The 10404-nt window shown below is 73.6% G+C and carries 8 protein-coding genes; 4 read left to right on the top strand and 4 right to left on the bottom strand.

Annotated elements, in window-relative coordinates:
* Nucleotides 1-549: 549 nt before the first annotated feature.
* Both EST92_RS32455 and EST92_RS28385 read right to left on the bottom strand, forming a co-directional pair.
* On the bottom strand, nt 550-1659 hold the full coding sequence (locus tag EST92_RS32455) for an MFS transporter (RefSeq protein ID WP_254069083.1): 1110 nt from the start codon (nt 1657-1659) through the stop codon (nt 550-552).
* 354 nt (nt 1660-2013) lie between these two features.
* Nucleotides 2014-2547 carry an AMP-binding protein gene (locus tag EST92_RS28385; protein ID WP_254069076.1) on the bottom strand — a complete coding sequence of 178 codons (534 nt, stop codon included), beginning with the start codon at nt 2545-2547 and terminating at the stop codon, nt 2014-2016.
* Between the two features lie 327 nt (nt 2548-2874).
* Between EST92_RS28385 and EST92_RS28380 the strand changes: the two genes are divergently transcribed.
* Nucleotides 2875-4290 carry an MFS transporter gene (locus tag EST92_RS28380; RefSeq protein WP_174244160.1) on the top strand — a complete coding sequence of 472 codons (1416 nt, stop codon included), beginning with the start codon at nt 2875-2877 and terminating at the stop codon, nt 4288-4290.
* Between the two features lie 125 nt (nt 4291-4415).
* Here the strand turns inward: EST92_RS28380 and EST92_RS28375 are convergent, their stop codons facing one another.
* Complete coding sequence (locus EST92_RS28375) at nt 4416-5924, bottom strand: MBL fold metallo-hydrolase (RefSeq protein WP_129283584.1); 1509 nt, start codon at nt 5922-5924, stop codon at nt 4416-4418.
* A 218-nt stretch (nt 5925-6142) separates the two neighbouring features.
* Here EST92_RS28375 and EST92_RS28370 point away from each other — a divergent pair, with 218 nt between their 5' ends.
* Genes EST92_RS28370 through EST92_RS28360 form a run of 3 tightly spaced genes read left to right on the top strand, consistent with a single transcriptional unit; the run spans nt 6143 to nt 9020 of the window.
* Nucleotides 6143-6943 carry a GntR family transcriptional regulator gene (locus EST92_RS28370; RefSeq protein ID WP_129283583.1) on the top strand — a complete coding sequence of 267 codons (801 nt, stop codon included), beginning with the start codon at nt 6143-6145 and terminating at the stop codon, nt 6941-6943.
* Complete coding sequence (locus tag EST92_RS28365) at nt 6928-7752, top strand: sulfite exporter TauE/SafE family protein (protein ID WP_129283582.1); 825 nt, start codon at nt 6928-6930, stop codon at nt 7750-7752. Before EST92_RS28370 ends, EST92_RS28365 begins: the two co-directional genes overlap by 16 nt.
* Nucleotides 7753-7805: 53 nt before the next feature.
* On the top strand, nt 7806-9020 hold the full coding sequence (locus EST92_RS28360) for an FAD/NAD(P)-binding oxidoreductase (RefSeq protein ID WP_129283581.1): 1215 nt from the start codon (nt 7806-7808) through the stop codon (nt 9018-9020).
* 185 nt (nt 9021-9205) lie between these two features.
* Here EST92_RS28360 and EST92_RS28355 read toward each other — a convergent pair whose 3' ends face one another.
* Complete coding sequence (locus EST92_RS28355) at nt 9206-10288, bottom strand: MerR family transcriptional regulator (protein WP_129283585.1); 1083 nt, start codon at nt 10286-10288, stop codon at nt 9206-9208.
* Between the last annotated feature and the right edge of the window lie 116 nt (nt 10289-10404).

Raw genomic sequence — 10404 nt, 5'->3', positions numbered from 1 at the left:
GCTCGAACGGCTACCGGGGGGAGGGGCCCCTCCCCCCGGTAGCCGTTCGAGCCGCGATCCGGGCCACCGCCCAGGCAGCGGTCTTGGGCCACCGTCCGGGTAGCGCCCCCGGGGGGGGCCGTCCGACCACAGCCGTACCCGGATTCCGCCCGGCTCAGCGGCCCTTGTCGTGCGTGGGTATCCCGGCTCAGCAGCCCTGTCGTGCGTGGGTATCCGGCTCAGCAGCCCTGTCGTACGTGGGTATCCCGGCTCAGCAGCCCTGTCGTACGTGGGTATCCGGCTCAGCAGCCCTGTCGTACGTGAGTATCCGGCTCAGCGGCCCTTGTCGTGCGTGGGTATGGGGTGCGGGCGATGGCCGTCGTGGGGGCGGGTCGGCGGGCTCTGCGAGGCATCACTGCGTTTGTGGGGGCGATTCCGGTCGGAGCCGGGGAGTGAATGGCGGGAGTGTGCGTTCTCATGGCGAGACATGGGGCAGCGCCTTTCCGATCGGGGAATTCTCGAAGTACGGGGCGGAGCCGGGGAGTTGCCTGCGACGGCCCAGGGAAGGGGCTATTCGTCCAGTCGGGCGCTGCGGGCGAACGGCTTTTCGCCGACCGCGCCGGACCGCCGTACGGGGTGGAAGAACTTCCCGAGCGGGAGGTAAACGAGGGTGAACAGCACGGATGCCATGTGCAGCAACGCCAGCAACCGATAGCCGCCGCCGTGCAGAAAGAGCGCCGAGAACGTCAGCAGAAGTCCGGTGACGGAGATGACGAGGAGGGCAAGCAACGGAACGAGGTCATAAGCGACGCGCGCTCCGGGTACGGCCGCACGGTCCCGTAGGCGTCGCCACAGGAAATAGCCGGCGCCCGCGATGACGAGCAGGGCCGCGAGGTCGAGCCCGCGGAAAACGAACCAGCCGATGATGTCGGAGGGATCGAAGCCAATGACTCTGAAGCCCCAGATCCGCAGGTCATAACCAGGTCCGGGTCCGGGTCCGGGCCCGGTTGCCGCGGTGAAGGTGAGCCATCCCCAGACGAGCGGGATGCTGATGAGCACTGCCAGAAGGCAGCCCCAGAAGAGGAGTTGGTGGGCGACCCAGCGAGCGGCTGAGTGTGCGCCGACGAATTTCCGGAAACCGAGACCGGCGACGGCCTCCCGGGGCAGCGCGGCGGATACCCGGCGGAGACCTTCCTCGGGGAGGCTGCGGAGACCTTCCTCGGGGAGGTAGCGGAAATCCTCCTCTGCGCGGCCTTCGTCACGGCTGCCGACGCTGGAGCCGCCTTGCCTGGAGCAGCCTTGCCGAGGGCTGCGTGGACTGGGGCCTGCGCTGGATATTTCGGCTCCGGTGGCGTCTTCCGTGGAACGTGCGTCCTTGGAGAGGAGGGTGGGGCGGCCGGCCTGCCTGTGGAGACGGCGGGCGGACGGATCGCTGCATCGGACGGTGCAGCGGTAGGCGATGCCGAAGGCGAGGAAGACCGTGGCCACGGCGTAGGGGAGCAGTGCGGAGTCGAAGTCCCGCAGCATACGGCTGCCCAGGACGATGGCGGCGCTCAGCAGAAGCGCGGCAACCGAGCCCATCAACGTCGCGCGGACCGCCCGGGGCCTGCGCCGGGGCGGCGCCGCTATGTCCCCCGGGTCCACTCCCGAGGCTGCTGGGGCGTCTGATGGCTGTGGCACGGAGCCCACGCTAGGTGGATATAGGGCAGTGGTCCTGTTTTGTGGCCTTAGTGGGTGAGGGCCGCTCCCCGTCCGGGGGCGGCATCGGCAGGCCCACAGCCCCCACAGCCCTGAACGCCGGGCCCGCGCCTCCCCCGGCCGTGATCGCCAGGCCGGCACCTCCCCGGCTGTGATCGCCATCCCCGGACCCGTCTCAGCCACGGCCGCCCGGGCCAGGCTGCCTCGGCCACCATCGCCCGGCCCGCGGCCGCTCGGCTACATGCGCCAGAAGCTGCCCCCGGGCCCATGGTCATCCGCGCCGTGCTCCCCCGGGCGCGCGGTCAACCGCGCCGTGCCCCCGGGGCGGCTCGTTCGTCAGCGGAGAACGGCCGGCATGCCCAGGGCCTCGTGCCACCACAGATCGCGGCCCGGCTTCCAGGAGACCGGCCGCGAGCACCGGTTCACCACCAGCACCTTCCGGTCCGGTACGCCGCCCGAGGCCGCACCCCGTGCCAGCGCGTGGTCCAGCAGCGCCTTCACCGGACGTACCGCCCCGTCCCAGAACGCCGCATCGGCCGTGATCAGCACCCGGGCGGAGGACTCCTGGGTCCGCGCGACCAGCTCGGGCACCGTCAGCGAGACCGGCAGCGTGGTGCGTATCGCGTCCAACCGCCCGCAGGCGAGCGTGGCGATCACCGATTCGGGCACCAGCGGCAGATGCACCGCGACCCGGTCGCCGGCTCGCACCCCGAGCCGGCTGAGCGCGGCCGCGGCCCGCACGGCCTGGTCGAGGAGCATGCCGTGCGTCAGCTCCTCTTGGCGTCCGGGCTCTCCGTTCCAGGTGAGGGCGATCCGCGACGCCTGCGGCTCTTGCAGTTCCCTGGCGTCATCTGCATGCTCTGAAGTCACACGGCGCAACATGCGGACCAGCTTGGAGATCGCCGATCAACGATCGCTGAACGTCCGTTCAACGGGCTCGCGCCCGCCCTCCCGCACCCGCGCGGCAGCGCCTCACGCGCCGGCCCCGCCCGGTCCTCGCCGCGGACTCCAACGGCTCCTCGCCCCGGCCCCGGCGCATCACTCCGGGCCCGGCGCACCGCCCCGGATTCCTCCGGCCGTGCGCGCAGCCCGCCCCGGCACTCATGCCCCTCTCCGGTGCACTCCATCCCCTCTCACCCCAATTCTTTTTCCCGTTTCCCTCCCGCACGTGCGCGAGGGCACATGAGAGGCGGCCCGATGCCCGTCCTGCCCCCATCCGAACAGCGCCCGCGCCCGGGCCGGCCGGCCCGTTGGGCACAGGCCGCCCTTGCCGCCGGCGCCTGCTGCGTCCAACTGGACGCCTTCGCGCTGAACCCGGCGCTCCCGGTCGTCCGCGACGAGCTGCACGGTTCCGCGGCCGCCACGCCCTGGATCGTCAGCGGCTATCTCCTAGCCGCCGGTTCGCTGATGCCGGTGGCCGGCCGCCTCGGCGACCTCCACGGGCGGCGCCGGATGATGACGCTCGGCACGGTGCTCTTCGGCGTCGCCGCCGTGCTGTGCGCGCTCGCGCCGTCGCTGCCGCTGCTGGTGGCGGTGCGGGTGCTCCAGGGTGCGGGCGGAGCGCTGCTCATGCCCGCCGGGCTGGCCCTGCTGACCCACGCCTGGCCGCCGGGGCACGGGCAACGGGCCACGGGCCGGGCGCTGGGGCTGGCCGGACTGGCCACCGTCTGCGGCCCGTTCATCGGCGGTGTGCTCGCCCGGTACATCTCCTGGCGTGCGGTCTTCTGGCTGACCGTGCCCCTTGCCCTGGCCGCCGCCCTGTGCGCCCGGCGGGCGCCGGAGTCCCGTGATCCGGAGGCCCGGCAGCGCTTCGACACCGCCGGCGCGGCCGCCGCCACGGGCGCGCTGGGCTGCCTCGTCCGCTGGCTGGAACATCCCGCGGCCTGGGGCTGGGCGATGGGTGCGGCGGCGCTCGGCGCGCTCTTCGTACGGGCCGAACGGCGCTCCCCCGCGCCGCTGGTGGACCTTGCGCTGTTCCGCAACCGCCCGTATGTGGCGCTGACCGCGGGCGGCGCGCTCGCCAACTCCGCGACCGTGGCGCTGTTGTACGTGGTGCCGTGGGTGCTCCAGCGGAATCACGGGTGGTCGGTGCGGGATGCGGGGGTGGCGTTTCTTGCGCCCGCCGTCGCGCTGGCGGTGGGCGGCCCGGCGGCCGGCCGGGTGCGCCCAGCGGCCGCCGTGCCGGTGATGGCCGGCTGTCTGGCCCTCTCCGCGGTCGGGCTGGGCTGGGCCACGTACGGTACGGGCGCCCCCGCGCTGTTGATGGGGTCGACGGGTGCCGCGGGGGCACTGGGGGTGGCCGGCGGGCTGGCTCTCACCGGTACCCAGGCGGTCGTACGCCGCGAGCGGGCGGGCGAGGCGTCCGGGGTGACGAAGGCGGCGCTGACCGCGACGGCGGGGATCTGGCTCGCCGTCACCGGGGCCGGGACCGGCGGCGTCACCGGGGCCGGAACGGGCGGTGGCGCCGGCCCGGCACTGGCTCTCCCCGCCGCCGCCTGCCTGGCCGTCGCCGCCGTCCTCGCCCTCACCCTGCTGGTCCCCGTGGTCCCCCGGGTGCGGGGACGCCTGGGCCGCCGGGCCGGCCGGGGCGGGGGCGTCCACCGGAACGACTGAGGCGCCGCGGCCCGCACAGGGCCGGCCGGGGCGACTGGGGCGGAGCGGCCGGCGGCTGATGTGGCCGAGACAGCCGCGGCCGTATCGTCCGCGGCCGCGTCGTCCGCCGGCCCGTCCGGCAGCGCTCACGCCGCGTCCGCCGCCACCGCCTCGTAGCCGCCCACCACGTCGCACACGTCCCCGAACCCGTGCGCCTCCAGCAGGGCCGCCGCGATCACCGATCGGTTGCCGCTGCGGCAGTACAGGACCACCGGGCGGTCCGGATCCAGTTCGCCGATGCGGTGCCGGAGGCCGGCCAGCGGAATGTTGCGGGCTCCGGGGAGGGCCCCCGCCTCGTACTCGGCCGGGTTGCGGACATCGATCAACTGGACACCGGCCGGCCACGAGCCACCAGCGCCACGGCCGGCTGCCCCACGGTCCGCCGGTTCACCCCGACCCGGTTCACCACGGCCCGTTTCGCCACGGCCCGGCTCACCCCCACCCAGCGCCCCGCCGCTCCACCAGCCCCGCTCCCCCACCAGTTCCTCATGGCGGATGCGATGGCTGTGGCGGGTGAGGGCGGGGCAGCGCTCCAGTACGGCGGTGGGGTCGGGGAGATGGCCGAGGACGTGGTCGTAGCCGATGCGGGCGAGGCGGAGGCGAGCCTCCTGCTCCGCGCCGGGGTCGGCGAGCAGCACGATCGGGGTGCCCGGGGCGACCACGCTGCCGGTGTACTCCGCGAACCGCGTGTCCAGGCTCGTATGAAACGAACCGGCCAGGTGAGCGCGGGTGTAGGCGGTCAGCGGACGGCAGTCGAGGAGGGCGGCGCCCTGGCGGTCGCGGGCCGCGAGGGCCTCGTCCAGGGTGAGGGCGGTCGGCGGGCCGGGCTCCAGGAGGGGGTGGCCGTCGCGGTTGAGGGCCGCGTCGTGCGCGAAGTAGCCGGGGGTGGCGGGCTGGCCCGCGGTGACCAGTCGCACGAAGTCGGCCTCCGGCATGGGTTGCAGGGCGTAGTTGAGACGCCGCTGGTCGCCGATGGTGGAGCTGGTTTCGGTGGAGAGACTGCGGCCGCAGGCGGATCCGGCGCCGTGTGCGGGAAAGACCCGGGTCGCGTCCGGGAGGGCCAGCAGTTTGGTGTGCAGGGAGTGGTGCAGCCGGGCGGCCATGTCCTCGGGTGAGTGCCCGGCGGCGGACAGCAGATCGGGGCGGCCGACATCGCCGACGAAGAGGGTGTCGCCGGTCAGCACGCCGAACGGCACGTCGTCGTCGGGGTGTTCGCGGATGACCAGGCAGATGGATTCCAGGGTGTGGCCGGGCGTGGCGAGGACGGTGAGGGTGACCCCGTCGCCGTCGTCTCCACCGAGTTGGATGCGCTCGCCGTCCTTCAACCGCCGTATGGGGAAGCCGGTTTCGGCGGCCTCACCGAAGCAGACTGTGGCTCCGGTGGCACGGGCGAGTTCGAGGTGGCCGGAGAGGAAGTCGGCGTGAATGTGCGTCTCGACGACGAGTTCGATGCGCAGGCCGGCGGCTTCCGCATCACGCACGTATTCGTCGGTGTCGCGTCGCGGGTCGACGAGCACGGCCCGTCCGGTGGTCTCGTCGCCGATCAGATACGACGCCTGGGACAGACAGTCGAGGTAGTACTGCGCGAAGTGCACGGTCGGCCTCCAGAGTGTGCGGGCCCGTCCGGCGGCCGGGCCGGGACCCGTCCGGGCAGGGTGCGTTGTGCGGATGCACGGATGTACGTACATTAGGTACGCAGAGGGCGGGCGACAAGCCGAGGTCGGCTGCCCGTCAAGCAATATGACCGTGTATCAGCCGATCCGGTGCCCCTGCCCCGCCCCGCCCCCACTCGTCAGTCCGCGGAGGAATCACCATGACGACCGAGCCGCCGGACGGCGCGCACGAGCCGCGCCCCCTGGACCGGCACTCGCCACTGCCCCTGTGGGCGCAGCTCTTCGCCGATCTGCGCCGTCGGATGGAAACCGGCGCGTTCCACGAGGAGTTCCCGGCCGAGCACCGGCTCACCGTCGAGTACGGGGTCAGCCGGCACACCGTCCGCGAGGCGCTGCGCAAGCTGCGCGCCGACGGCCTGGTGATCGCCGAACGCGGCCGCGCCAGCCGGCTCGGCACCCGCCACATACAGCAGCCGCTGGGCTCGCTCTACAGCCTCTTCCGCGAGCTGGAGGGCCAGGGCGTGGAGCAGCGCAGCGAAGTGCTGCGGCTGGAGCGGACCGCGGACGGCACGGTCGCCGGGCATCTGGGGCTGATCCCGGACGCGCCGCTGATCGTCCTGGAACGGCTGCGGCTCGCGGACGGCGAACCGCTCGCCCACGACACCGCGTATCTGCCCGCCGAGGTCGCCGAGCCGCTGCTGGACGCCGACTTCGGGCACACCTCGCTCTACGGGGAGCTGACCCGGCGCTGCGGGGTGAAGGTCACCGGCGGCCGGGAACGGATCCATCCGTTCCTGCCGGACATCCGCCAGGCGTGGCTGCTGGGACTGGCCGACCGGGAGCCGGCGTTCGCCATCGAGCGGCTGGGGCGGGCCGTGGAGCGGCCGGTGGAGTGGCGCGAGACGGTGGTCCGCGGCGACCGGTTCACCTTCGTCGCGGAGTGGTCCGACACCAGCCGGGCCGTCGCCCTGGCACCGCGGGCCTCGTGTCCGTCCTCATAGCCGTCGCGGCGTTGCCGTGCGGGCTGCTGATCGGGCTGCTGCTGGGCGCGCTGGGCGGCGGCGGTTCGGTGCTGGCGGTGCCCGCGCTGGTCTATGTGCTGGGGCAGTCGCCGCACGAGGCGACCGCGGGCGCGCTGGTCGTCGTCACGGTCGGCGCGGTGACCGGGCTGGTGTGCCACGCCCGTGCCGGGCGGGTCCGCTGGGCGGCCGGCACGGCCTTCGGGGCACTGGGCACGGCCGGCAGCTACCTCGGTTCCCGGTGGAGCGCGGCCCTGGATCCCACGGTGCTGATGGCGGCGTTCGCGGGTCTGATGCTCGTGGTGGCGGCGATGCTGCTGTTACGGGGACGGCGCGCGGCACGGGGGGCGGACGGTGCCGCGCCCTTGGGGGTGCCCGTGCCGCAGGGTGCGGGCGCTGCCACCCCCACCCGCACCCGTCCCGCGCGCGTCGCCGCGACCGCCTCCGCCGTCGGGCTGCTCACCGGCTTCTTCGGGGTCGGCGGCGGCTTCGTCGTCGTACCGGCCCTCACCCTGGTGCTGGGCCTGGAGATGCCGGTCGCCATAGGGACCTCGCTGCTCGTCATCCTCATCAACTCACTGACCGCGCTGGGCACCCGGGCCGGCGCCGGCACCCTGGACTGGCCGCTGCTGGCCGGGTTCGCGGCCTGCGCGGCGGTCGGCAGCAACCTCGGCAACCGCCTCACCGCCCGCCTGCACCCGCAGGCCCTGACCACGGCCTTCGCCGGCCTCGTCACGGTCCTCGCCGTCGCGATGGCGGCCGTCGCCCTCCCGCACCTCTGGGTCCCGTGACCCCGGCCCGCCCGTATCGTCCCGTCCCTTCCACCACCCTCCAGGAGGTACACATGGCTCCGGCATCCGCCGCCCCGTCCCACCACCAGGTCCTGATCGTCGGCGGCGGCACCGCAGGCATCACCGTCGCCGCCCGCTTACGACGTGCCGGCATCCGGCACGTCACCCTGCTGGAGCCCTCCGAAACGCACTGGTACCAGCCGCTGTGGACGCTGGTCGGCGGCGGCCAGGCCCCGTTGCGCGCCTCGCTGCGCACCGAGGCGGACGTCATACCGCCAGGGGTGCGCTGGCTGCGCGAGCGCGCCACCGCGGTCGACCCCACCGCGCGTACGGTCACCACCGCCTCCGGCCGGGTGCTGTCCTACGGGCGGCTGGTCCTCGCTCCCGGCCTGCAGCTCGACTGGGACGGTGTGCCCGGTCTGTCCGCGGCCCTCGGCCACGGCGGGGTGAGCAGCAATTACCGGCCCGATCTCGCCCCGCTCACCTGGGAGTTGATCCGCCGGATGCGGAGCGGCACGGCGGTGTTCACCATGCCGTCCGGGCCGGTCAAGTGCGGCGGTGCCCCGCAGAAGATCGCGTATCTGGCGGCCGACCACTGGCGCAAGCGCGGCGTACTGGGCGCGATCCGCACCATCCTGGTGCTCCCGGAGCCCGCGATGTTCAAGGTGCCGGTCTTCGACCGTGCGCTGACGGAGACGGCCCGGCGGTACGGCATCGAGGTGCGGCTGAGCTCCGAGATGACCCGCCTTGACGGCGCCGCGCGCGAGGCGGAGATCACCGACCACGGCACCGGCAAGACCGAGACCGTGCACTACGACCTGCTGCACGCCGTACCGCCGCAGCGCGCCCCCGCATGGCTGGCCGACGGCCCGCTCGCCGACCCCGACTCCCCGCACGGATACGTCAAGACCGACCGGGAAACCCTCCAACACCCCGATTTCCCGAACGTGTTCGCCCTCGGCGACGTCGCCCATCTCCCGACGTCCAAAACGGGCGCGGCGATCCGCAAGCAGGCCCCGGTCGTCGTCGCCAACCTCCTCGCCGGACTGCGCGGACGCCCCGCCACCGCCCGCTACAACGGCTACACCTCCTGCCCCCTGGTCACCGCCCGGCACAAGATGCTGCTCGCCGAGTTCGACTACGACCTGCAGCCCACCCCCTCGATCCCCTTCCTCGACACCACCCGGGAACGCACCGACATGTGGTTCCTCAAGCGCTACGGCCTGCCGCAGCTCTACTTCAAGGGGATGTTGAAGGGGTTGGCCTGAGGGCTTGAGGGCTGAGGGCTTGAGGGCTTGAGGGCCCGAGGGCTTGAGGGCCCGAGGCAATGGCCTGAACGGCCGCCCCCGAACGGGCCGGGAGCGTGCGCCGGCCGGCTGGAGAAGCCGGCCGGCGCGCTCGCGATCGTCCTACTGCGTGCTCGCGATTGCCCTACGCCGCGCCCTCAGTTGCCCTACGCCGCCGCCATCTCCCCCACCACGCAGGCCACGTTGTCCGGCGCTCCCGCCTCGTGGGCCAGGCGGATCAGCTCCCGTACGGCCTGGTCGGGGGTGTCGGCCGCGGTCAGCACGTCCTGGATCGTCTCGGTCGGCAGCACTCCGGTCAGACCGTCGGTGCACAGCAGATAGCGCTCCCCGGGCCGTGCTTCGAGCAGCTGCACATCGGGGGTGAACTCGGTGTCCGCGTCGAGCGAGCGCAGCAACAGGGCGCGCTGCGGGTGTGTGGGAGCCTCCTCGGGGGTGAGCCGGCCCTCGTCGATCAGCGACTGGACCAGGCTGTGATCGTGGGTGATCCGGAAGAGACCGGAGTCGCGCAGCGCATAGGCGCGCGAGTCCCCGATGTGCAGCAGCGCCAGCCGGCTGCCGGAGCGCAGCAGCGCGGTGAGGGTGCTGCCGGTCGCCTCGTCCGCCGAGGGGGCGGCGCGGTGGGCGCGACGGGCCGCCCCCTCCAGGGCGCCCAGGAGATCCTCCGAGGTCAGGTCCTGGTGCTCCAGGCCCTTGAGGGCGTCGATCGCAGCGGTGGCGGCCGGGCCGCCGCGCGGGCCGTAGCCGTCGGCCACGGCCAGCAGCCGCGGTCCCGCGTAGGCCGCATCCTGGTTGGCCGGGCGTACCAGCCCCCGGTCGGTCAGGGCGGCGCAACGCATCGTCAGGGGAGTACGGGGCGTACGGGGAGCGGTCATTTCGGTGTCCTTCCGCTTCAGCTGATCGACGAGGAAGGCGGCCAGGTCCCGGCGGGCCTCGGTGTCGGCCTCGACCTGCGCCCAGTACGCGGCGACCACCCCGGCAGCCGCGGCCGGCGCCAGCTCGCACACCTCACGGATACGGGCCAGCGGCATCCCGAGCCGGCGCAGCCAGGCCACCAGCCGGGCCCGTTCCAGTTGGGCCGGGGCGTAGTGGCGGTAGCCGCTGTGCGGGTCGACCCGGGCCGGGGGCAGGAGGCCGAGTTCGTCGTAGAGGCGCAGCGCCTTCGGCGAGAGCCGGGAGGCCCGTGCGAACGCCCCGATGGTCAGCAACTGACCGTCCTCGTAGGGCGTCATGTCCGCCCCCGTACGCACCTCGGTACGCGCCTCTGTCCGCGCCTCCGCAAACGCCGATGCCGGCGCCTCCGTCCACCGGTCCATCGCCCCCTCCACCGCCCCGGCCCAACTGGAAC

The organism is Streptomyces sp. TM32, from assembly GCF_004122755.1.
Taxonomy (GTDB): Bacteria; Actinomycetota; Actinomycetes; order Streptomycetales; family Streptomycetaceae; genus Streptomyces; species Streptomyces sioyaensis.
Note: the sequence above shows the minus strand (reverse complement) of the source record. Positions and strands in the feature narration are given on the sequence as shown.